We start from the raw sequence: 21,067 nt of genomic DNA, 5'->3' as shown, positions 1-21,067 counted from the left end.
AATGTATTGTAGTTTATTCTGAAACTAAATACCACCCATCACTCTATTAATAAGACTCGACTTGTGCTCTATACATAGATGGGCATAACGCTTAGTCACGTTGATTTGTTTATGTCCTAGAACATCTGCTATCTCGAGCAATGAAGCCCCAGATTGGGCTAAATACGACGCACACGAATGACGAAGGTCGTGGAATCTAAAGTCCTTAATTTCGGCGTCTTCGAGTGCCTTCTTCCAAGGCTTCGTAAAGCAATAAGCAACCTCTTCTTTAATCTTAGAGGCAAAGATTAGACTAGTATCTTTGGTATCAAATAGTGTCAGCTCTTTAATAACTGAATCGGTCAAAGGCAATACTTTAGGCTGACCATTTTTAGTGGTAGCAACATAGGCAGTTCTTCTATCAAAATCGATGTCATTCCAACTGAGTTTAGTAAGTTCTCCCTTGCGTGCTCCAGTCGTTATGGCAAGCAGTACTAATAGGTACAATTTATCCCACTGAGAGCCTCTACAAGAGCTAAATAGACGCGTTCTTTCAGCTTCTGATAAGAACCTTATTCGCTCATTATTCTCTGGCAGAGAGGGGATTTTGCGGACAGGATTTGTTGGTAAATCAAAAGCCCTACAGGCATAAGAAAATACAACTGAAATAGCTGCTTTATAGCGGTTAATTGTTGCATTACTAAAGTTACTGGGAAGCAGCTCTAATGCTACATAAATATCATTTTTAGTAATATCCATAATAACTCTTTCACCAATAATATCAGTCCAGAACTCTAGTATCTTAGCCTGTGCTTTAGGTCTTGAGCCAGTGTATTCTTTTAGAAGGTATTCATCTACAAGATGTTTGAATAATGTATTACTACTTCTACCTCTAATTGACATCATTGCTGAAATATCACTTTCCATACTTAGAGCAAACTCTTTAGCTAGCTTTTTAGTAGGAAATGTTTTGCTTAATGTTTTGAGTCCTTGCTTGCGAATAAACACACGATAGGACGAATTGTTTGTATTGAGTATCTTTTGTATAGTTGCCACGATAAACCTCCACTTAAGTGCACGAAATTTGCACGAAATGCTAAGATTTATGTTACAAAAAAGGGCTTCCTTGACTGGAAACCCTTATGGTATATGGTGGGGCGTGAGCGACTTGAACGCTCGACCAGCGGATTAAAAGTCCGATGCTCTACCAACTGAGCTAACGCCCCATATAAAAACGAGAAATTATACTGAACTAATGTTCATTAATCAATCGTAAATTAGCCTTTATTAACAGCCTCTTTGAGAAGTTTTCCAGGCTTAAAAAAAGGAACAAATTTTTCAGAAACTTCAGTCTTTTCGCCAGTCTTTGGATTAATACCCATTCTGCCTTTACGATGACGTTTTTGAAAACCACCAAAACCTCTTACTTCAACACCTTTTCCAGAAATCACTGCTAAGCTAATTTCTTCAAGGATAATTTCAACAGATTGTTTTGCTTCTGAGCGTGTAATTCTAGTTTCTTTAGATATTACATCAATAAGGTCGATTTTTTTCATATAATTAGCTGCTATACCTTGGTATAACAGCTTTAATTAATTATTTATCTTTAGCTTCTTTTAAGAGATCACCGAGTGTTGATCCAGAAGTTTGAGTCGATTGACTGTTATAGTCATCCATGACTGCTTTCTCTTGAACTGAATCTTTAGCCTTCATACTTAAATTTACTTTTCGTGTTCTTTTATCAATTAAAGTAATAGCGACTTCAACCTCTGCACCTTCTTTTAATACAGTCGATGCGTCATCAATTCTATCTTGAGAAATTTCAGACACCTTAAGATAACCAGTTATTCCGGCTGCTAACAATACAACAGCACCTCTAGCATCAACCTCTTGGATGACGCCTTTGACAATGGAGCCTTTAGAGTTTGCAGTTGCATATTGAGAGAAATCATCTGAAGTCAACTGTTTAATTCCTAAAGAAATTCGTTCTTTTTCAGCATCTATATTAAGAATTACAACATCAAGCTCTTGTCCCTTTGAATAAGTTGAGACAATTTGATCTGCAGACTGCTTCTCCCATGAGATATCTGCTAAATGAATAAGCCCATCAATTCCACCTGGAAGGCCAACAAAAAGACCAAAGTCAGTAATTGACTTAACAGTTACGTTAATCATATCGCCTTTATTATGCGTCCCCTCGAATGCTTCCCAAGGATTTTCTTTTGCTTGCTTCATACTAAGAGAAATTCTATGTTTAGACTCTTGAACATCAAGAACTACAACATCAACTTCTTGTCCAAGCTTAACAAACTTAGAAGGCCTAGCGTTAGCATTTGTCCAGTCCATCTCACTCACGTGAACAAGTCCTTCAACACCCTCTTCAATTCTTACAAATGCACCATAATCAGTTAAGTTTGAAACAACACCCGAAACTTTTTTGCCCATTGGAAGCCTCTCTGATATATTGTCCCAAGGACTCGGTGTTAATTGCTTAAGCCCCAAAGAAACACGCATTTTTTCTTTATCGTAGTTAAGAATTTTTACTTTTATCTTATCACCTATTGCTAGCTTCTCTGATGGATGGTTAACTCTCTGCCAAGATATATCTGTAATGTGAAGTAACCCATCTACGCCACCAAGATCAACAAATGCGCCATAATCAGCTAAGTTTTTAACAATTCCTTCAACTTCTTTACCAGTATCAAGATTTTCAATTAAAGCCTCTCTATCAGCTGAGTTAACTTCCTGCATAACAGCCTTTCTAGAAATAACAATATTATTTCTAACTTCGTCCATTTTAATAACAAGAGCCTCAATTTCTTGACCTAGTAAGAAATCAAAATCTTTAACAGGTCTTACGTCTACTAAAGAACCAGGCAAGAATGCTTTGATAACACCAATATCAACTGTCATACCACCCTTAACTGAGCCTGTAACAATACCTTTAACAACTTCTTTAGTGTTCATGGCGTTTTCAAGCTCTTGCCACATCTTAATGCGTTTCGCTTTTTCACGTGACAAAAGAGTGTGACCTAAGCCATCATCAATTGAGTCAAGTGCGACTTCAACAACATCACCTTCAGTGATCTCAAGCTCGCCTTTAGCATTTTTAAATTCGTGTAATGAAATAAAACCTTCAGACTTTAGTCCCACATTAATAATCGCTTTTTCGCGATTCATGCTGACTACAGTTCCCATTAAAAGGGCTCCAGGTTTTACGTTTTGTTGTATTTCGCTATTTTCAAATAGCTCGGAAAATGATTCTGACATATTTATCTCGATGTTGACCGGTAATTATTAAGCTGTGTCGGTTTAAGCTTAAATCATATCGGGTTAATTAAAAAATAAAGACTTGACCGCTCAAGTCTTAACTAACGCCATCACTTTTGCAACGACTTCATTAATTGTAAGATTCGATGTATCTATAATCAATGCATCTTTTGAAGCAATTAAAGGAGAATGTTTGCGACTTGCGTCCCTCTCGTCTCTCTTTTGAACCTCTTCCAAAGTTTGCGAAAGGATACCAGCAATACCATTGTCGTGCAACTGTTTTAGTCGTCTTTGTGCCCTTTCTTCCACATTTGCTGTCAAAAATACCTTAAAAGGCGCACTTTCGAATACAACAGTTCCCATATCTCGACCATCAGCAACTAATCCTGGAGGCTGCTTGAACTTTTGCTGCCTTATTAAGAGTGACTCCCTAAGAGGGCCAATCATAGCAAATTTTGAAGCAAGCTCTGCAGTTTCTTCAGTTCGAAGTTCAGCTGAAACTTCAATATTATCAAGATGAACACTGAGTTTATTTTTGTGGGGGTCTGACTCAAATTTCAAATCGAGGTTGGATGCTAACTTCAGCAGTTCATCAGTATTATCAATCTTAATATTTCGCTTAGAAGCCGCCAAAGCAAAAGCTCGGTATATTGCTCCAGAGTCCAATAAATTCCATTTCAGCTCATGAGCTATTATGTTTGCTACAGTCCCCTTCCCTACTCCACTAGGTCCATCAATAGTTAAAACTGGAATCATAATGCTAACTAGAAATTCTTAAACTACTTCTCATACTCAGGTCTCATATGAGGAAATAATAAAACATCTCTTATTGACGCTGAATCTGTAAATAGCATAACTAAACGATCAATACCAATACCTTCTCCTGCGGTTGGGGGCATTCCATACTCAAGGGCTCTAATATAATCAGCATCATAATGCATTGCTTCATCGTCTCCTGCATCTTTTTCACTAACCTGGTCTTTGAACCTTTGGGCCTGATCTTCAGGATCATTGAGCTCCGAAAATCCATTTGCTATTTCACGGCCACCAATAAAGAGTTCAAAGCGATCAGTAATAAATGAATTTTGATCATTGCGTCTAGCCAAAGGAGATACCTCTGTAGGATACTCAGTAACAAAAGTTGGTTGAATTAATTTTTCCTCAACAGTTTCTTCAAAGATTTCAATTTGAATCTTTCCTAAACCCCAGTTCTCTTTAAGTTGAATTCCCAAATTACTAGCAGTAGTCCTAACATTAGCTTCTGAAAGGTCAGAAGCTGATAACTTAGGATTGTATTTCAAAATTGAATCAAACACACTTAATCGCTCAAACGGTTTTGAAAAATCGAATTCATCACCCTGAAATTTTATTTTTGCTGATTTACAAACATCAATTGCAATACCTTTAAATAAGTTTTCAGTTAAGTCCATATAGTCATGATAATTTGCATAAGCCTCATAAAACTCAATCATTGTAAATTCAGGATTATGTCTTGGAGAGAGTCCCTCATTCCTAAAATTACGATTGATCTCAAAAACCTTGTCAAACCCTCCAACTACTAGCCTTTTAAGATAAAGCTCTGGAGCAATTCTTAAATATAAATCCATATCTAAAGCGTTATGATGAGTAATAAACGGCTTTGCTGCTGCGCCTCCAGGAATGATTTGCATCATAGGAGTTTCTACCTCAAGATAGCTATGGCTAATGAAGAATTGCCTAATGTAAGAAATTATTTCAGATCTTCTCTGAAAAACTTTTCTCGATCCTTCATTCATAATTAAATCAACATACCTTTGGCGATATATTGTCTCTTGGTCTGTTAGTCCATGAAATTTTTCTGGCAAAGGTCTTAGTGATTTTGTTAATAATTTAATATCACCCACTCGAATAGATAGCTCTCCGGTTTGAGTCTTAAAAAGAACCCCAGATGCTCCAATTATGTCACCAATATCCCACTTCTTGAATTGCTCATTGTAGAAGCCCTCTTCCAGCTCATCTCTAGTCACAAAAAGTTGAATTTGACCTGAAGTATCTTGAAGCTGAACAAAGCTTGCTTTACCCATTATTCTCTTGAGCATTAATCGTCCAGCAACAGTTACAAATTCTCCCGCTTCTTGAAGGTCCTCATTTGAAAAGCTATCAAACTTTTCATGAATAGAGCTTGCTAGGTTTTGAGGCTTAAAATCATTAATAAATGGATTACCTGATTCTCTAAGCAATGCTAATTTAGATTTTCTTTCTGCTATTAATTTATTTTCGTCTAGATCACTCACCTTAATCCTATTATTTGTTTGATTGTTCAATCTCTAACTTTGCAAGCTCTTTAGCTCTTTTAAAATCTTTTTCAGCTAGTTCAATTTTTCCTAATCGCCCATATACTGAGCCACGATTATAATATGCTTGATAAAAAGTATTGTCTAAATCAATCGCCTTATTTAAATCTTTCAAAGCCAACTTATCCTTTGCTATTTTAGAGTAAGCATTTCCTCGATTATAATAAGCTGCAATATATTCTGAATCTAAAGATATTGCTCTTGAATAAGTCTTAATTGATTCATGACTTTTATTTAACCGATCAAAACAGTTACCCAAATTATTTATGGCACCAATATCTTCAGGCTTAATCTTTAATGCCGCTTCAAAAAAATTAATAGCCTTATTGAAATTCTCTTTTTCTTGTTCCATATAAGCCAAACAGAAAAAAGCTTCGGAGCTGTTTGGGTTTGAACTTATTGCTTTAGTCATACTTTCATAAGCAATATCATTATTACCCTGCTGTAAGTGTAAATTTCCAAGATTCAAATGAGCATTAGAAGACAGTTCTTGCGTTACCAAACTATGATTTATTAGCTCATTCCATACTTGTATTGCAACAGAAAGCTCACCATTTTTTTGATGCTTATATGCTTTGACTATTAAATCACTAATTTCAGTATTATTGTTCATGGTAGCATTTGAATTTATCACTTTAATAATTTTTTAGCTCTTTCGATATCGCTATCTGAGCTGGAAAGATGTATGTTTTTATTTCTTGTTATTCTAAATAAATAAATCGAACATAAAACTAATAAGAGAAGAGGGGCAAACCATAATAGATATGTTTTGCTATTAATTGGTGGCTTAAAGTTAACAAAATCACCATATCGCTCAACCATAAATAAATAAATATCTTTATCAGATTTATTATTTAATATCATTTTACGTACTTGTTCACGAAGGTCACCAGCAAGACTAGAATTTGAACCACCAATACTCTGACCTTGACATACAGGGCATCGAATATTTTCAATTAAAACAGTGTATCGGTTTTCCTGATAAAGTGTTTCAAAGTCCTTAGCCTCAATACTTTCAGCAAAGGCTCCTTGAATAAGTAAAAGTGTAAGCACAAATTGAATAAAATAACGCATTCATATAGCTGTTATTTAAAATTATAATTTTAACGTATGCCACTTATAACCTTAGACAATATTTCCCTTAGATTTTCTGAAAAAGTTATCTTAGATGAGATTAATGCGACCATCCTTAAAGGCGATAAGATAGGCCTAATTGGTCGAAATGGTGAGGGTAAATCAAGCTTTTTGAAAGTTTTAGCAGGATTGATTCAAGCTGATGATGGTAATTTAAAGGTTAAAAATAACACTAGAATAAGTTACTTAGAACAACAACCTCCAGAAGATAATGATTATTCACTATTTAATATTGTTGCCCGAGGGCTCGGCGAAACTGGAAAACTCCTTGCTGACTATCATGACTCAATACAAGTAGGCGATATTGATAAAAGCGCTCAACTACAGAATGAAATAGAAAGTAAAGACTTATGGCATTATTTACATCAAATTGAAACAATTTTAAATCGGTTTAAATTAGAACCAACAGCAAGACTTTCAACACTTTCAGGCGGTTGGAAAAGAAGAGTAATGCTTGCTAAGGCGATTGTTCAAGAGCCAGAACTTTTATTGCTTGATGAACCAACAAACCATATGGATATCACTGCAATTCTTGATTTAGAGAAAATGCTCAAAGACTTTCATGGAACTCTAATTCTTATCAGTCATGATCGATCATTTGTAAACGGTATAGTTAATAAGATTTTTGACCTCGATCGGGGAAAACTTTCAATATTTGACTGTGGTTATTTAGACTACCTAAAAAGAAAAGAAAACCTTCTTAATAGTGAAGAGCTTGAAAACGCAAGGTTTAATAAAAAACTTGCCCAAGAAGAAACTTGGATTCGTCAAGGAATAAAGGCAAGGCGAACTAGAAATGAAGGACGCGTCAGAGCTCTTGAGGATATGCGAAAACAGTTTGTAAATAAACGTAAACATCAAGGTCAAGTTAGAATTCATGCGTTAGAAGATGAGAAGCGAGTCTCTAAGCTAGTTTTTGAAGTAAAGAATGTAAGTTATAAAATTGGCAAACTTGAGCTCGTAAAGCTATTCTCTCTTTTAGTCTTAAAAGGTGAAAAAATAGGAATTATTGGAGGCAACGGATCAGGAAAATCAACATTAATCAAACTTCTTCTCGGTGAGCTTGATCCAGATGAAGGAAATATCCGGCGTTCAAAAACTATTCAGCTAGCCTATTTTGATCAAATGAGAGAGTCGCTTAACCCCAATATGAAGGCTATGGATTTTGTATCTGGAGGCAAAGATTTCATAGACATTAATGGAAAGAGCAAACATGTAATTGGCTATATGCGACAGTTTTTATTTACAGGAAAACAGGCGATGGCTCCGATTAAGATGTTTTCGGGTGGTGAAAAAAACCGATTAATGCTAGCCAAAATACTATCTCAACCTGCTAATCTCTTAGTTCTTGATGAGCCAACCAACGACTTAGATGTCGAAACGCTTGAATTATTAGAAGAAATGTTAGTCGACTATGCTGGAACACTTTTACTGATATCACATGACAGAACTTTTTTAAATAACATTGTAAGCTCAACAATCGTTATGGAAGGTGATGCTATTATTGATCAGTATGTTGGAGGTTATGATGACTATATCCTGCAAAAACATGAAAAAATAAATACCAAACCTAAAAAAGATGATGAACTAAAACCTAAACCTAAAAATATTTCACAAAAGCTTTCATTCAATGACCAGCAACTATTAAAATTACTACCTGAAAAGATTGAAGATCTCGAAAATGAAATTTCAATGTCTCAAAAATTACTATCTGATCCTGAATTTTATCAAAACCCTGATGCACAAAATTTGACAATTAAATTAAGTTCTATGGAAAAAGAAGTGGTATTACTATATGAAAAATGGAGTGAATTAGATAGTGGAAACTAAATCTATTCCATTAATTGTAGATTTAGATCACACCCTAATTGATACGGATCTATTATTTTTATCTTCTTTAGGAGTGTTAAGCAAAAGTCCATGGCTTTTCGCACATTATTTTTTTTGGTTATGGAAGGGAAAGGGATATTTAAAAGATCAATTGGTTAGGAGATTTGAAATTAATATCCCTGAGTTACCATACAATGATAATGTTATAAGTTACATAATGAAGCGAAAAAAAGAAGGCTCTAAAATAATTCTTGCTACTGCTTCACATAAAAATTATGCTTTTGCAGTTGCCAAGCACCTTAAGATTTTTGATGATGTTATGGCTAGTAATAAAGACTTTAACTTATCGAGTCATAATAAAGCTGACACTCTAGTGGAGCGGTACGGTGAGAGAAATTTTGATTATATAGGGGATCATATGAGAGACCTTCCAGTTTGGGAGGTATCCAGATTATCGATCATTGTAAACGCAACAAATCGAATAGTCACTAGCACAAAACACTTAAATACTTTTGTTATATCAAGTAAAGCCTAAAAACTCTCTATAATTAAAGATAGCACTGAAAATATAAAATAAATCATAAATGTCGCTACAACTACCCAGGTTGCAACTTTAGATAGTGCAAGCCTCTTTCCCAATATTCTGGTATTGAACTTCCAAATAACATAGCTTGCTATAAGTGCTGCAATAAATGGTAATAATATAATCATAGTTTAAATTATTTCTTAAATGATTCGTTTATTTTAATCGCTAATTTAGAATTAATGCCTACTACTTTCTGTAACTCATCAACGCTTGCATTTTGCACTTCTTGAAGCCCTCCAAAATGATTTAAAAGGGCACTTCTTTTATTTGCACCAACCCCTTTAATTAGTTCTAAAGAAGACGAAGTACGTTTCTTTGCTCTTTTTTTACGATGATTTTTTATTGCAAATCTATGAGATTCATCTCTAATATGATTTATTAAAAGAAGGGCTGGATCAAAGGGGGAAAGCGTTATTTTTTTGACTTTTTCATCTTCAACTGTAATAAGAGTCTCTAGTCCTGCTTTTCTTCCTTCACCTTTAGCAACTCCAACCAACATTACTGAATCTACTCCAATTGAGTTCATAACCATAATTGCTTGATTAAGCTGGCCTAAGCCACCATCAATAAATACTATATCAGGCATAGCTTTTTTTGAATTAAGGAGACGCGAATATCTTCGATATACTGCCTGGTTAATTGCAGCATAATCATCACCCGGCGTTATGTCTTTAATATTAAATTGCCTATAATTGCTAACCTTTGGGAGTCCCATTTCGAACACTACGCATGAGGCAGTTGTTGCCTCTCCCATAGTATGACTTATATCAAAGCACTCCATAACCTTTGGTAGCGTTTTTAATGCCAATATTTTTTGTATTCCTTCAAGCTGTTTTTTCTTAGTGAATCTTAATAGCAAGTATTGTTTTAAATTTTCTTTTGCGTTAAGCGTAGCCATCTCCAAATAATGTTTCTTATCTACTCTAGGAGATTGAATAAGTTTAGTAGATAAACCAGCCTCCAATACAGACTTATCTTTTAGCTTGTGGCTTAATACTATCTCCTTTGGAGTTTTTGTGCCTAAATAATATAGCGGGAGAAATGCACTTAGAACTACTTCACAAGAATCGTTTTTTGCATTTTTTGGAAAAAAAGTTTCACTTCCAACTTGTTTTCCACCTCTTACAAATACTAATTCGATGCAATGAATATCAGCATCATTTACAATACTTACAACGTCCATATCAGAGCTAAATTGAGATCCATGCCTCTCTTGAATTGTTCTTAAGCCAATAAGCTGATCTCGATATTTAGCTGCAGCTTCAAAATCAAGATTAATAGAAGCATCTTTCATTTTCTGAGAAACCTGGTTTAGAAGCTTGCTTGCCTTACCATTCAAAAAAAGTGAAACCATGTCAACATCTTGCTCATACTTATTATCAGAAATTTTGCCAACACATGGCGCACTGCATAAACCAATTTGATACTCTAAACATGGGCGAGAGCGAGCCCTATAAAAACTATTAGTACATTGCCTTACTTTAAATATCTTTTTAAGAAGTGCTAAGGCATCACGAGCAATGTGAGAAGATGGGTATGGCCCAAAATAATGATAATTTTTATTTTTTTTACCCCTAAACATTCCTAAACGTGGATGAACATCATTACTGAGATAAATGTAAGGGTAGCTTTTAGAGTCTTTTAAAAGTATATTAAATTTAGGTTTAAACTGCTTAATAAGCTCGTTTTCAAGAAGAAGTGCCTGGGTTTCAGTTTTTGTAATAATAATAGAAAAATCATCTATATTTTTCTGAAGAAGTTGAGTTTTTGTATTATGGTTTGAGCTACTAAAATAGTTTGAAACGCGATTTTTTAAATTTTTTGCTTTACCAACATAAATAACATCTCCTGACTTATCAAGCATTTTGTATACGCCTGGCTCTTTGGTAAGATTTTTAAGTTTTATTTTTATATTTTGATTGTGCATTTCATTAATTTATTTCACAAATATAGTACAATAGCAAACATGAAATTTGTACCTAATATTTTAAAGGCTTTCCTGATCAATTTATCTTTTATCGGGATTATATTTGCCTCAGAAAACTGCCCATCTATTTCACCAATAATAGCTAAAGATAATCCAACTATTCAGGTTGAAGCCATTATTAATGATGTTGTCTGCTCTTTTATTGAACTTCAGTCTCAGAATAATGGAACTTTAGCTTCAACACTAAACCTCACAAAAAAGAAAATTCTTCCATATATAGACCTTGAATATAGTACTGAGTTGGCTTTAGGAGACTTCTGGGATCAGTTAGAATTAAGAGAAAGAAAAATATTTGAACGTGATATTAAAAATTCTCTAATTAACGAATATGTTGGCATATTGGCAGATTTAGCTATATGGGAAGACATTAAAGTTTCTGTCGATGAAGATTATATTCAAAATGAAAATATTGCTAGAATAAATGTTTCAGTATCCCTTAAAAGCGAAAAGGACAGTACTTCTGTCACTCTTAAATTGATTCGTAAAAATCGTTGGAAAATTTATGACCTAGAGTATCAATCTATTAGCATAGTAGATATAGAAAAAATGGGCTATAACTCCAAAATAAAGCGCCAAGGCATTAAAAAATTAATTCAAAAAATGCTTGAAAAATCTTAGCTTATGTATAAATTAGTAATTCATGGTGGTACTCCTCTTAGTGGCACTATAAGAACATCTGGTTCAAAAAATGCTACCCTGCCAATTTTTTTTGCCTCAATCCTTGCTGATGGACCCCTTAAATTAGCAAATACACCTCAATTAAGTGATGTTTCAACTACCCTTAGATTATTAATGGACATGGGTTCAAACTTTGTATTAGAGGAGGATAGTTCAATTTCAATTGATTCTTCAAACCTTACAAACCTCACGGCAGAATACGAGCTAGTAAAAACAATGCGAGCATCAATCTTAACCTTAGGTCCAATGCTAGCAAAATATAAAAAAGCTAAAATTTCACTACCAGGTGGTTGTGCTATTGGAACTCGTCCAGTTAACTTACATCTTAATGCTTTAGAAAAAATGGGCGCCAAAATTGAAGTTAAAAATGGATATATTTATGCGAGTACAAATGAACTCATTGGAACCCAAATTAATTTTGATTTAATTTCTGTAACAGCAACTGAAAATATAATAATGGCTGCAACTCTTGCTAAGGGAACTACAACTATTAACAATGCAGCACAAGAGCCAGAAGTGACAGATTTAATTTTATGTCTTAAAAAAATGGGCGCAAAAATTATAGGTGAAAATACCTCTACCCTTGTAATTCAAGGGGTTGATCATCTAAGTGGTATTGATTACACCATTTGTCCAGATCGAATTGAAGCAGGAACTTATTTAGTTGCAGCTGCAATAACTGGAGGTAAAATTATTGTTAATAATATTGAGCCAGACTCTATGCGAGCAGTTATTGGTAAGCTTATCGAAACTGGCGCGGACATTCAAACAAACCAAAATTCAATTAAACTTGACATGAAAGGAAGAAGGCCTCAGCCAGTTGATATAAGAACTAGTGCGTATCCAAATTTTCCAACAGATATGCAAGCCCAATTTATGGCTCTGAATTCTATCGCCGAAGGAAGTAGTACTATTACAGAAACTATTTTTGAAAATCGTTTTATGCATGTTCCTGAGCTCAGTCGTATGGGAGCAAACCTTAAGCTCGAAGGCAACACTGTTGTGTGTAAAGGAGTAAAATTATTAACTGGCGCCAATCTTATGGCTACAGATCTTAGAGCTTCTGCTAGTCTAGTGTTAGCTGGACTCGCTGCACAGGGGTCAACAACAATTGAACGCGTCTATCATCTTGATCGTGGCTATGAGATGATTGAAGAAAAATTTAAAATGCTGGGAGCAGACATAGAGCGCGTTCAGCACTAAACTAATAATTGATATACTGACATGTTAACGATCGCACTTTCTAAAGGTCGAATATTAGACCAAACACTCCCTCTTCTTGAGAAAGCAGGGCTTTCTGTATCTAAAAAAGAACTTGAAAGTAGAAAACTAATTTTAGATACTAACCTAAAAGATATTAAAGTTATAGTTATCAGGGCAAGCGATGTTCCTGTATTTGTTCAACATGGAGCTGCAGATCTTGGGATTGCAGGTAAAGATGTCTTAATAGAGCATGGAGCTAATGGTATTTTTGAATTACTTGATCTTGGGATCTCTAAATGCCGCCTAATGGTTGCATCAAAGGAAAACCAAAGCTTAAGCAAAGGGACTTTGAAGGTGGCAACAAAATATGTCAAATCAGCTAAAGAACATTTCTTTAAAAAAGGCCAGCAAGTAGAAGTTATCAAACTTTCTGGCGCCATGGAGCTTGCACCAATAGTTGGCCTTTCAGACTGCATTGTGGATCTAGTTGATACGGGCAATACTTTAGAAGCTAACAACTTAATCCCTCTAGAATTAATTTGTGATATTAGCTCAAGGCTTATTGTAAACTCAGCTGCCTTTAATACCAAATATAGTCAAATTAATGACTGGATTAAAAGCATAGAAAAAAACTTATGATCAGCTTATTGTCTTCAAATAGTGAGGATTTTGATACTCAACTATCTTCTCTCATAACTTGGGAGAGTTATTCTGATGAAGAGATTAACAACAATGTCAGAAAAATTATTAAGGAAGTTAAAGATAAAGGGGATAGCTCTGTATTAAAATTTACTTCAGAGTTTGATTCACTTAACGCAAAATCAATCTCAGAACTAATAATTTCAAAAGAAAGTCTTAAAAAATCATTCGACAACTTAAGCCAAAAGCAAAAGGATGCCCTTAATATTGCTGCTCAAAGAATTGAGTCTTACCACCTAAATCAAAAACAAGAGTCATGGAATTACACTGAAGATGATGGCACAGTATTAGGACAAAAAATTAGCCCTTTAGATCGCGTCGGTTTGTATGTGCCTGGCGGAAAAGCTGCCTACCCATCTTCTGTACTTATGAATAGTATTCCTGCAAAAGTAGCAGGCGTGAACGAACTAATTATGGTTGTTCCTACCCCAAATGGTGTTTCCAATGAACTGGTATTGGCAGCAGCCCATATTGCAGATGTTGACATGGTTATTACTATAGGTGGAGCTCAGGCAATTGCAGCACTTGCCTATGGAACTGAAACTATTCCAAAAGTTGATAAGATAGTTGGACCTGGTAATATTTATGTTGCTACTGCAAAAAAACAAGTATTTGGGCAAGTGGGTATCGATATGATAGCTGGGCCCTCTGAAATACTTATCATTTGTGATGGCTCAACAGACCCTGACTGGATTGCAATGGACTTATTTTCTCAGGCAGAGCACGATGAAGAAGCTCAATCAATTCTACTTTGCCCTGATGAAGGCTTTATTGAGAAGGTTAGAAATAGTATTCAAAGGCTACTTCCTACGATGGAAAGAAAGCATATTATTCGAACAGCGCTTAAAAATAGAGGCGCTCTAATTCTGACAAAAGATATAGATGAAGCAATTGAGATATCCAATAAAATTGCCCCAGAACATCTTGAGCTTTCCGTTGAAAATCCAGAATCTATTCTTGATGACATTAAGAATGCTGGGGCAATTTTTATGGGTAAATACTCTTCTGAAGCTTTAGGTGATTATTGCGCTGGTCCAAATCATGTTCTGCCAACCTCAAGCACGGCAAGATTCTCATCACCTTTAGGTGTTTATGATTTTCAAAAACGATCTAGTATAATAATGGCATCAAAAGAAGGAGCTATAAATTTAGGTGAAACTGCAGCTACACTGGCTTATGGTGAGGGTCTTCAGGCTCATGCCATGTCTGCGCTTTATCGCACAGGTAAGGAATAATTATCCAGGTAGCGCCTGATAATAGCCATTTTCTTTGACAACTTTAATTGGCCAATCAAAAAGGTTAGTAAGGTTGCTATTCGTTAAAATTTCATCTTTATTGCCATCCATAACTACCCTTCCTCTCTTCAATAAAATTACTCTTGATATTTCTGGCGGGATCTCGTGCACATGATGCGTTACTAATATTACCTTCTTGCCCATACTCATAAGTTCTCTCATTATTTCAAGATACTGAAAACAAGTACTTATATCAAGCCCACTCGTTGGTTCATCAAAAACCAAAACTGCTGGGTCATTAACGAGGGACCTTGCAAGTAGAAATTTTCTCTGCTCGCCAGTTGACATAGATGAGTATTCTCTGTCCTTTAAGCTTGATATTGAGAGAAGCTCCATAACTTCATTTGCACGGTCTAGCTTCTCAGTATCAAACTTTTGATGTCTCCATATTCCATCACTAGAATAAAAACCAGATAGGGCAACGTGAAGCCCAACAGCAGTATCAGAATAATTGTTTTGAAGGTGCGGCGAAACAACACCAAGATTGGACCTTAACTCCTGAACATTCCACCTCTCTTTATCAAATATTCTAATACTGCTACCCTCACTCTCAACAATATAAAGCTCACGATTTAGTAACTTTAGAAGAGTTGTTTTACCAGAGCCGTTTGGCCCCAAGATAACTGTGCTTTGACTCTCATCAATGGTTAACGAGAAGTCATCAAATACTTTGTTGCTTTCTTGAAATACTGTGATATTTTGAAGCTCAATAATATTCATTATATTTAAGTTAAGCCTATGTTAAAAACTCTTAACAATCATACCAGTAGAATGGAAAAACTCTCAACTTGCTTTTTTTAAACTCAGATTTGGGAGTAGTTGCGATAAAAGCATTCCAATTAACATCAACATGCATCCAATAAAACCTCTTGTTGTGAGTGTTTCATCAAGAATAAGCCACCCACCAAGCACAGCAAATGCCCCTTCTAGTCCTAAAATTATTGCTGCATGGGAAGATTTAGCGTGTTGCTGGGCAATGACTTGAAGCGTATATCCAATGCCTATTGACATAACGCCAGCATAGAGAAGTGGAACTGCTGTAATGATAATAGCATCCCACCCAATGTTTTCTTTTATGGCAATTGCAATAATAAGACTTAAAAACCCAGAAACAATATACTGAATAAGTGATAGCTTCAATGGATCCATCCTTTTAGCAACATAACCTAGCACCAAAATGTGAGCTGCAAAAAATACGGCACAAATAAGTTGAAATAAATCACCCTTCTCAATACTAAAGTCTTCATTGATGCTTAGAAGGAATAACCCAATAATTGCAAGAAATCCTCCAAGCCAAGTTCCAGAGTTAGTTTTTTGGCCTAAGAAAATTCCAATTAATGGGACAAAAAAGATATATAAGCCCGTTATAAAGCCAGCTTTTCCGGCCGTTGTGAATTCAATGCCAACTTGCTGAAAACTTGAAGCAGTAAATAAAAATAATCCAGCAACAGTCCCAGCAAAGAGTAATTTTTTAGTTGAAACCTCTTTCTTAATTGACGTTGTGTTTCTTTTAGATAGATACCAAACTAATGGCATTAATACTGAAGCTCCAATAAAAAATCTAGCTGCATTAAAGAAAAATGGCTCCATTGTCTCTGCCGCATCTTTCTGCGCGACAAATGCAAACCCCCAAATGGCTGCAGCAATGAGCATAATAATGTCAGCCCTCAATGCTTTATTTTTACCTAATATTATCATTTAGTTTGCAGCTTGGAGCTGTACCATGCATGAAAAAATAAAGTAATAACAACTATAGACCCACCTAAAATTGAACTACTGGAAGGCTGCTCATTAATCACTAGCCACGCACTTATTATTCCAAAAATCGTTCCTAAAGGCATAAACATAGCCACCTCTGATGCAGGTATGAATCTTGGAGCAAGTGTAATTAGGCTAAAGGCAATCGCAAGCAATATGCCGCCTGCAATAACATACATTAGTGAATCAAAAGGCAAATAAAAGGAACTTGAAAACGCCAGTCCAACACAAGAAACAACAAGCGCATTAACTATCATAGCTGGAACCATATTGACGTTACTGTATTTTCGCGTAAGTGCAAATGAATAACCCCCAGCAATTATTGATATAACTGCCAATGAACTCCCCATAACGTTGAGGGCCCCTGTATCTCCTTTCATTACTATGTAGATACCAGTAACAATAATTAGCATTGAAATCCACGTATAAAGCTTAGGCTTTTCATTTATTAAGGCCCATGAAATAATTGCAACAACCATTGGTGCTGTACTAATAATAACTAATACTTTAGCAATTGAAGTATATTGAATTGCAGCAATAAATGTAACGCCACCAATTCCTGAAAGGATGCCAATCCAGATTCCAGGCATACCTATATTTTTTAGCTCTTTAAATGTGTTTTTACGGTATGTAGCAAACAAAATGACCAATACGCCAAGTGCATAGAATATCCCACGCCAAAAAAGAATGGTAAAGGTGTCCGCATCTGCAAGCCTCACTAATACAGGATCTGGAGTCAGCATCAAAACTCCAAAAAAAGCAATGAGTAGTCCTTTTAAATGATTATTCATATTTAAAGATTGCGGAAGTTTATGTTAGTAAGATTATTAGGGGTCAGGTTAGCTGATCTCTTGCCAGCTTAGTGCTATACCAAGAGTGACAGAATAAAGTCACAATAACAATCGTTCCACCAATTAAAGCATTCGTTGATGGCTCTTCATGTATGACATACCAAGCTATTAAAGTTCCCAATACTGTCTCTAAAGGCATAATCATTCCAACTTCAGCTGCAGGCATATATCTTGGCGCAATTGTTATTAAACTAAATGAAATTGAAAGTATTGCCCCCATAGCGATTATGTATTTTACCACCTCGGGTGGAACTGAAATTTTACTGGCCATTACATAGGCTATAAGGGCAGCAATTACCCCACCAATTGCATTTACAGGAACCATATTGACATCTTTATATTTGCGAGTCAAAGTAAAAGTAAATCCCATCATTACTGCTGTAATCAAGGCAAAAAAGTCACCAACAAGGTTTTCTCCCCCAAGACTTCCACTCATAACAATGTAAATTCCAATAAAGACAATGATCATAGAAGCCCAGGTCACTAAACTAGATTTTTCTTTAAGTAGAAACCAAGAGACAATTGCTATCATTATTGGGCCAGTACTTATAATAACAAGAGCATTTGCAATTGATGTATAAACAATTGCGAATACGAACGTTCCTGTACTGATTCCGGAAAAAAAACCTATTAATAAGCCCCCTCTTCCAATTTTTTTGAATTCTTCTAGCGTCTTTAAGCGGTACTTTAGAAAGACTAATAAAGAAACCCCTACGGCATATAATAGCCCTCGCCAAAAAAGAACTGTCCAGCTGTCAACCTCTGGAGAAGCTTCCTCAACTAACCTAATAAGAACAGAATCTGGACTTAACAGAATTACCGCAAAAACGGTCATTAGAAGTCCTTTTAGATGCCTAGACATAAGCTATAAATTCACTTTTATTAATTACCATTAGATAAGCTTTAAGGCAAAAAATATAATCTAGCTAAAGATTGATTTATCTTTTTGATTCAAAATTCTTAAGTTCGAGAAGTTACGTAAAGCAAAGTAGGCACCAAATATAACGCCTGACCATACTAAGTTACCTGCCACTGTATTCTGAAAAAATGGAATTGCCATCGTAAAACACAGCATAAGACCTTCAAGAGTCTTTGCATACATTGGTGAAAATGCCCAAACTGCAAAATTAGTTGCTAAGAAAAAAACAATAGAACTTGCTAAAGCAGCTCCTACAATTTTTAATACGCTAAGTTTCTTTTGTAGGAATTTTTTAAATACAATTGGAAATAGGAGAGCAAGATAAACAACAAACATAGACTTAGAGCCAAACCAACTTGCAGAAAGTGAGCCAAAAGCAAAATAGTCACAAAGAAGCATAGTGGCGATAACAGCAACAATAGCCATATACCTTTTTATAAAAATAAATCCTGCAAATAATGCTATTGCAGCCATAGGAGTAAAGTTAGGTGGATGAGGTAGCAATCTTCCTGCAACTCCTAATGAAATTAATACTGCTAGAATAACTAAATAACTAAAACTTGAATTAAGTTTGTGATCTTGATTGCTCATCATTTCTCTCCTAAATTTTTCAAACAATAATATATTAAAATGCTTCCATATTCAAGCGAATAAATGTATCCTCTAAAAGTATAACATCTTGCGCTCCAACCATTGACATTAAGCCATTAACGTACAATGCCCAATAAGTATTTCCAACTGCCTCAACCCCAGCTAAAGACATGATTTGAGGACCAAAACTTGTATCTTTTACGCCAACAGTAACTAACTCACTTATAGCTTCATATGCGTTAAGCCCCTTATCAACTTGTTTAATCGCCGTTAAACTTAACTCATCTGCAGAAGTAATTACTAATGAAAGCTGAATAGATTCAACGGAATCATCACCAAAAGATAATGAAGGCTGAAGAAAGAGAGAGCCAAGAAAAACTATGGCTAGAAGTTTTAGATTAAATTTCATTTCAATTAAAAATGACAATATAAAAGTTCGGATTTTATATCAAAAACAATAAACTGCAATAGTCAACAAGCAAAAACAAGTAATTTGCTTAGAATGGAAATTTTTTATTTCCAAGTCCAGGCATCTTTGAAAAATCAGGCATTCCACCTTCGCCTTGCATATCACCCATTTTCTGCATCATTTTTTTCATTTTACCGCCCTTCATTTTCTTCATTGTTTTTTGCATCTTTTCAAATTGCTTTAACAATTTATTTACTTGCTGAACATCTGTACCAGACCCATCAGCAATCCTTTTTTTACGAGAGCCCTTGATTAAATTAACGTGATTTCTTTCTTTTGGAGTCATTGAGTTAATAATTGCAACCATTCGGCTGCTTTCAGTATCCCCGATTACTTGATTTTTAACGCTTTGAGGTATCTGCCCCATTCCAGGCATTTTGTCCATTAAAGCCCCCATTCCGCCCATTTGCTGCATTTGCATTAACTGATCCCTCATATCATCCAGATCAAATCTGCCTTTCGCCATTTTTTGGACATTCTTCTGAGCTTTTTTATGATCAACTTTTTTTGAAATCTCTTCAACTAAAGAAAGAACATCACCCATACCAAGAATACGAGAAACAAGTCTATCTGGATAAAATGGCTCTAAAGCGTCAGTCTTTTCACCAACACCCATAAATTTAATAGGCTTTCCAGTTATATGTTTTACAGATAGAGCAGCACCACCTCTAGCATCGCCATCAGTCTTTGTTAGTATGATTCCAGTAAGTGGAAGCATATCTGAGAATATTTTTGCAGTATGCGCAGCGTCTTGCCCTGTCATTGAGTCAACAACAAACAACGTTTCTATTGGATTAACTTGCTTCTGAAGAATTTGAATTTCAGACATCATTTGCTCATCAACATGAAGTCTTCCGGCAGTATCAACTAGAAGAACATCATGAAACTGTGATTGAGCTTGTTTTTTTGCATCTGAAACTATTTTTTCTGGTTTCTCATCTACAGTTGAAGGAAAAAAATCAACACCTATCTGCTCAGCAAGAATTTTAAGCTGCTCAATAGCAGCAGGTCTATAAACATCTGCACTGACTACAAGAACTTTCTTTTTTTGTTCTTCTTTTAAATAACGCGCTAACTTGGCAATCGAGGTTGTTTTTCCTGAACCCTGAAGGCCTGCTACCATTACAACTGCTGGTGGCTGAGTTGCAAGGTTTAGAGATTCATTCTGGCCACCTATTACTTCTGTTAACTCAGCTTCAACTAACTTAATAAAGGCTTGAGATGGACTCAGCCCCTCCCCTACTTTAAGTCCAATTGCTTTACTTTGAACTCGCTCTATAAAATACTTAATTACATCAAGCGCAACATCAGCCTCCAAGAGAGATCTTCTGACTTCTCTTATGGCTTCTTTAATGTTTTCATCGGACAGCTTATTTTTGCCTTGAATGGCCTTAAAGCTATTGGATAGTCGTTCCGTTAAATTATCAAACATTATGTTCTACTTGGGTGAAATATCGTATTATATAATCTTTTGCAAAGACAAAG

22 protein-coding genes and 1 tRNA gene are annotated in these 21,067 nt (G+C 35.4%); 6 read left to right on the top strand and 17 right to left on the bottom strand.

Going from position 1 to position 21,067, the window contains the following annotated elements:
• Positions 1-24 precede the first annotated feature (24 nt).
• From ABXT49_RS03660 to ABXT49_RS03625, 8 genes are all read right to left on the bottom strand, one after another.
• The gene (locus tag ABXT49_RS03660) at positions 25-1,035 is read right to left on the bottom strand and encodes a tyrosine-type recombinase/integrase (protein WP_416653300.1); all 1,011 of its coding nucleotides are present in this window, start codon (positions 1,033-1,035) and stop codon (positions 25-27) included.
• A gap of 94 nt (positions 1,036-1,129) precedes the next feature.
• A tRNA-Lys gene (locus tag ABXT49_RS03655) sits at positions 1,130-1,205 on the bottom strand.
• Positions 1,206-1,256: 51 nt separating this feature from the next.
• Positions 1,257-1,535 (bottom strand): HU family DNA-binding protein, encoded by a 279-nt coding sequence (locus tag ABXT49_RS03650; RefSeq protein ID WP_416653297.1) that lies wholly within the window; start codon positions 1,533-1,535, stop codon positions 1,257-1,259.
• A gap of 40 nt (positions 1,536-1,575) precedes the next feature.
• On the bottom strand, positions 1,576-3,249 hold the full coding sequence (rpsA, locus tag ABXT49_RS03645; protein ID WP_416653295.1) for a 30S ribosomal protein S1: 1,674 nt from the start codon (positions 3,247-3,249) through the stop codon (positions 1,576-1,578).
• 90 nt (positions 3,250-3,339) lie between these two features.
• Entirely contained in the window at positions 3,340-4,005 is a 666-nt protein-coding gene (gene cmk, locus ABXT49_RS03640) for a (d)CMP kinase (RefSeq protein WP_416653293.1), read from the bottom strand.
• Between the two features lie 23 nt (positions 4,006-4,028).
• The gene (gene lysS, locus ABXT49_RS03635; RefSeq protein WP_416653292.1) at positions 4,029-5,522 is read right to left on the bottom strand and encodes a lysine--tRNA ligase; all 1,494 of its coding nucleotides are present in this window, start codon (positions 5,520-5,522) and stop codon (positions 4,029-4,031) included.
• 10 nt (positions 5,523-5,532) lie between these two features.
• Complete coding sequence (locus ABXT49_RS03630) at positions 5,533-6,216, bottom strand: tetratricopeptide repeat protein (protein WP_416653289.1); 684 nt, start codon at positions 6,214-6,216, stop codon at positions 5,533-5,535.
• Positions 6,213-6,635, bottom strand: a complete 423-nt coding sequence (locus tag ABXT49_RS03625) for a cytochrome c-type biogenesis protein CcmH (protein WP_416653286.1) — start codon at positions 6,633-6,635, stop codon at positions 6,213-6,215. The genes ABXT49_RS03630 and ABXT49_RS03625 overlap by 4 nt, the downstream gene beginning before the upstream one ends.
• A gap of 57 nt (positions 6,636-6,692) precedes the next feature.
• On the opposite strand from ABXT49_RS03625, the gene ABXT49_RS03620 reads away from it, so the two are divergent.
• Together ABXT49_RS03620 and ABXT49_RS03615 are read left to right on the top strand one after the other, a co-directional pair.
• Positions 6,693-8,546 (top strand): ATP-binding cassette domain-containing protein, encoded by a 1,854-nt coding sequence (locus ABXT49_RS03620; protein ID WP_416653283.1) that lies wholly within the window; start codon positions 6,693-6,695, stop codon positions 8,544-8,546.
• Positions 8,536-9,081 (top strand): haloacid dehalogenase-like hydrolase, encoded by a 546-nt coding sequence (locus ABXT49_RS03615; RefSeq protein ID WP_416653282.1) that lies wholly within the window; start codon positions 8,536-8,538, stop codon positions 9,079-9,081. The genes ABXT49_RS03620 and ABXT49_RS03615 overlap by 11 nt, the downstream gene beginning before the upstream one ends.
• Here the strand turns inward: ABXT49_RS03615 and ABXT49_RS03610 are convergent.
• Both ABXT49_RS03610 and uvrC read right to left on the bottom strand, forming a co-directional pair.
• Positions 9,078-9,257 (bottom strand): hypothetical protein, encoded by a 180-nt coding sequence (locus ABXT49_RS03610; protein ID WP_416653280.1) that lies wholly within the window; start codon positions 9,255-9,257, stop codon positions 9,078-9,080. The genes ABXT49_RS03615 and ABXT49_RS03610 overlap by 4 nt on opposite strands.
• Before the next feature lie 8 nt (positions 9,258-9,265).
• Entirely contained in the window at positions 9,266-11,059 is a 1,794-nt protein-coding gene (uvrC, locus tag ABXT49_RS03605) for an excinuclease ABC subunit UvrC (protein ID WP_416653278.1), read from the bottom strand.
• 39 nt (positions 11,060-11,098) lie between these two features.
• On the opposite strand from uvrC, the gene ABXT49_RS03600 reads away from it, so the two are divergent.
• Genes ABXT49_RS03600 through hisD form a run of 4 tightly spaced genes read left to right on the top strand, consistent with a single transcriptional unit; the run spans position 11,099 to position 14,934 of the window.
• The gene (locus tag ABXT49_RS03600; RefSeq protein ID WP_416653275.1) at positions 11,099-11,737 is read left to right on the top strand and encodes an MlaC/ttg2D family ABC transporter substrate-binding protein; all 639 of its coding nucleotides are present in this window, start codon (positions 11,099-11,101) and stop codon (positions 11,735-11,737) included.
• A gap of 3 nt (positions 11,738-11,740) precedes the next feature.
• Complete coding sequence (gene murA, locus ABXT49_RS03595) at positions 11,741-13,000, top strand: UDP-N-acetylglucosamine 1-carboxyvinyltransferase (protein WP_416653274.1); 1,260 nt, start codon at positions 11,741-11,743, stop codon at positions 12,998-13,000.
• A gap of 21 nt (positions 13,001-13,021) precedes the next feature.
• Positions 13,022-13,639, top strand: a complete 618-nt coding sequence (hisG, locus tag ABXT49_RS03590; protein ID WP_416653272.1) for an ATP phosphoribosyltransferase — start codon at positions 13,022-13,024, stop codon at positions 13,637-13,639.
• Positions 13,636-14,934: a histidinol dehydrogenase gene (gene hisD / locus ABXT49_RS03585; protein WP_416653271.1), complete on the top strand. Its 1,299-nt coding sequence runs from the start codon at positions 13,636-13,638 to the stop codon at positions 14,932-14,934. The genes hisG and hisD overlap by 4 nt, the downstream gene beginning before the upstream one ends.
• Here the strand turns inward: hisD and ABXT49_RS03580 are convergent, their stop codons facing one another.
• From ABXT49_RS03580 to ffh, 7 genes are all read right to left on the bottom strand, one after another.
• Positions 14,935-15,714 (bottom strand): ABC transporter ATP-binding protein, encoded by a 780-nt coding sequence (locus ABXT49_RS03580; RefSeq protein ID WP_416653269.1) that lies wholly within the window; start codon positions 15,712-15,714, stop codon positions 14,935-14,937.
• Between the two features lie 63 nt (positions 15,715-15,777).
• Positions 15,778-16,692: a DMT family transporter gene (locus tag ABXT49_RS03575; protein WP_416653267.1), complete on the bottom strand. Its 915-nt coding sequence runs from the start codon at positions 16,690-16,692 to the stop codon at positions 15,778-15,780.
• Positions 16,689-17,543 (bottom strand): DMT family transporter, encoded by an 855-nt coding sequence (locus ABXT49_RS03570; RefSeq protein WP_416653265.1) that lies wholly within the window; start codon positions 17,541-17,543, stop codon positions 16,689-16,691. Before ABXT49_RS03570 ends, ABXT49_RS03575 begins: the two co-directional genes overlap by 4 nt.
• Positions 17,544-17,586: 43 nt before the next feature.
• Entirely contained in the window at positions 17,587-18,438 is an 852-nt protein-coding gene (locus ABXT49_RS03565; RefSeq protein ID WP_416653264.1) for a DMT family transporter, read from the bottom strand.
• An 87-nt stretch (positions 18,439-18,525) separates the two neighbouring features.
• Entirely contained in the window at positions 18,526-19,116 is a 591-nt protein-coding gene (locus tag ABXT49_RS03560; protein ID WP_416653262.1) for a DUF6580 family putative transport protein, read from the bottom strand.
• Between the two features lie 31 nt (positions 19,117-19,147).
• Entirely contained in the window at positions 19,148-19,522 is a 375-nt protein-coding gene (locus tag ABXT49_RS03555; RefSeq protein WP_416653260.1) for a DUF4430 domain-containing protein, read from the bottom strand.
• An 88-nt stretch (positions 19,523-19,610) separates the two neighbouring features.
• A complete protein-coding gene (ffh, locus tag ABXT49_RS03550; protein WP_416653258.1) occupies positions 19,611-21,014 on the bottom strand; it encodes a signal recognition particle protein in 1,404 nt (467 codons plus the stop codon).
• Positions 21,015-21,067: the final 53 nt, after the last annotated feature.

The sequence above is a fragment of the Candidatus Pseudothioglobus sp. Uisw_086 genome (assembly GCF_048085745.1).
Taxonomy (GTDB): Bacteria; Pseudomonadota; Gammaproteobacteria; order PS1; family Pseudothioglobaceae; genus Pseudothioglobus.
Note: the sequence above shows the minus strand (reverse complement) of the source record. Positions and strands in the feature narration are given on the sequence as shown.

Excerpts from the sequence above, each read along its gene's own strand:
- ABXT49_RS03560 (WP_416653262.1), bottom strand. The coding sequence starts at position 19,116 with ATGATGAGCAATCAAGATCACAAACTTAATTCAAGTTTTAGTTATTTA.
- murA (WP_416653274.1), top strand. The coding sequence starts at position 11,741 with ATGTATAAATTAGTAATTCATGGTGGTACTCCTCTTAGTGGCACTATA.
- ABXT49_RS03620 (WP_416653283.1), top strand. The coding sequence starts at position 6,693 with ATGCCACTTATAACCTTAGACAATATTTCCCTTAGATTTTCTGAAAAA.
- hisG (WP_416653272.1), top strand. The coding sequence starts at position 13,022 with ATGTTAACGATCGCACTTTCTAAAGGTCGAATATTAGACCAAACACTC.
- ABXT49_RS03580 (WP_416653269.1), bottom strand. The coding sequence starts at position 15,714 with ATGAATATTATTGAGCTTCAAAATATCACAGTATTTCAAGAAAGCAAC.
- uvrC (WP_416653278.1), bottom strand. The coding sequence starts at position 11,059 with ATGCACAATCAAAATATAAAAATAAAACTTAAAAATCTTACCAAAGAG.
- rpsA (WP_416653295.1), bottom strand. The coding sequence starts at position 3,249 with ATGTCAGAATCATTTTCCGAGCTATTTGAAAATAGCGAAATACAACAA.
- ABXT49_RS03570 (WP_416653265.1), bottom strand. The coding sequence starts at position 17,543 with ATGAATAATCATTTAAAAGGACTACTCATTGCTTTTTTTGGAGTTTTG.
- hisD (WP_416653271.1), top strand. The coding sequence starts at position 13,636 with ATGATCAGCTTATTGTCTTCAAATAGTGAGGATTTTGATACTCAACTA.
- ffh (WP_416653258.1), bottom strand. The coding sequence starts at position 21,014 with ATGTTTGATAATTTAACGGAACGACTATCCAATAGCTTTAAGGCCATT.
- ABXT49_RS03555 (WP_416653260.1), bottom strand. The coding sequence starts at position 19,522 with ATGAAATTTAATCTAAAACTTCTAGCCATAGTTTTTCTTGGCTCTCTC.
- ABXT49_RS03600 (WP_416653275.1), top strand. The coding sequence starts at position 11,099 with ATGAAATTTGTACCTAATATTTTAAAGGCTTTCCTGATCAATTTATCT.
- ABXT49_RS03610 (WP_416653280.1), bottom strand. The coding sequence starts at position 9,257 with ATGATTATATTATTACCATTTATTGCAGCACTTATAGCAAGCTATGTT.
- ABXT49_RS03575 (WP_416653267.1), bottom strand. The coding sequence starts at position 16,692 with ATGATAATATTAGGTAAAAATAAAGCATTGAGGGCTGACATTATTATG.
- ABXT49_RS03650 (WP_416653297.1), bottom strand. The coding sequence starts at position 1,535 with ATGAAAAAAATCGACCTTATTGATGTAATATCTAAAGAAACTAGAATT.
- cmk (WP_416653293.1), bottom strand. The coding sequence starts at position 4,005 with ATGATTCCAGTTTTAACTATTGATGGACCTAGTGGAGTAGGGAAGGGG.
- ABXT49_RS03565 (WP_416653264.1), bottom strand. The coding sequence starts at position 18,438 with ATGACCGTTTTTGCGGTAATTCTGTTAAGTCCAGATTCTGTTCTTATT.